At 31.6% G+C, this 1038-nt stretch carries 1 pseudogene; it reads right to left on the bottom strand.

What is annotated here, in order from left to right:
• Window positions 1-790: 790 nt before the first annotated feature.
• Window positions 791-1038 (bottom strand): annotated as a pseudogene (locus IE867_RS15075) (hypothetical protein); the annotation flags it as partial.

Raw genomic sequence — 1038 nt, 5'->3', positions numbered from 1 at the left:
TCACAACCATCAAGGACTACTCGCAACACGTTGCTGCGTTCCTCCTTGACAGTTGCTCTGTTTATTCTAGCAATAACACATTACATCAATATTAAATTTAAATTGACACAGTTTTATGAACACTCCCTAATTTTTAGGCACATTGTAATGTTTTAATAATTACAGTCTGATCATTACTTAGTTCTTTTACCATTTCTTGAGCTGATGAGTTTTCATTAGCATCTTTAATATTAGTTTCTTTATAAAAGAATGTGAAATTGGCAAGCATTCGTATTCTTTCAGCAATAATATCATTAGCTTCAAACAGATCAGTATATTGTTTTTCAAATAATGTTACTTAGCACCGCAATCATACCATTCCATTTGCACCGAATCATACCTGTAAGCCTAGACTTGGTGTAGTCCATTTAATTAGCATCTGATTAGACCATAACTGTATATTGTACATACATGAATTACGCGGTTGTAATTGCATATATACGTGTTTAAAAGATGGCAAACAGGAATTTTGAAGTGCACCACTACAAACAAATATTCACATGTTTTAAATCCTTTTGTATTTGGTTTAGTGGGTATGTGCAATGATACAATCGCATACGGTTAATGTGATGTGCTTTAAATTAGATTTAATTTAAAGGATTATAATGCTGAGTAGATGGAATAGGGAATTTAGTTATGTTAAAAAGGATATGGTGTCTCTCTAGTAAAAGGAATAAGAAGTTAATTTTAACAAACTGTTTAAAGTACTCCCCATTGTCTAGACCACTTTGCAATAAAAATGGGATATTTTCTACTGTAAATTCAATTCATTAATTATAGGCTTCAAGCAAATGTTTTCATTTGGTTTTAAACCTAATAATAGTTTCTCTTTAAATGCGTCAGCATCAGCATTTTTATAGCTAGTGTTAAAGTAAACCTCCGCTGGTTTTTTATACGCAAGACCTTGATGATGTCTTTCATAATTGTAAAACTCAAAGTATCGTTTTAATGAGCGTTTGGCTTCTTGCATATCAGCATAATCTTTTATGTAAACCTCCT

This window comes from Cysteiniphilum marinum (genome assembly GCF_014857925.1).
GTDB classification, from domain to species: domain Bacteria; phylum Pseudomonadota; class Gammaproteobacteria; order Francisellales; family Francisellaceae; genus Caedibacter; species Caedibacter marinus.
The sequence above is the reverse complement of the archived record's forward strand: the minus strand, read 5'-3'. Positions and strand labels throughout refer to the sequence as shown.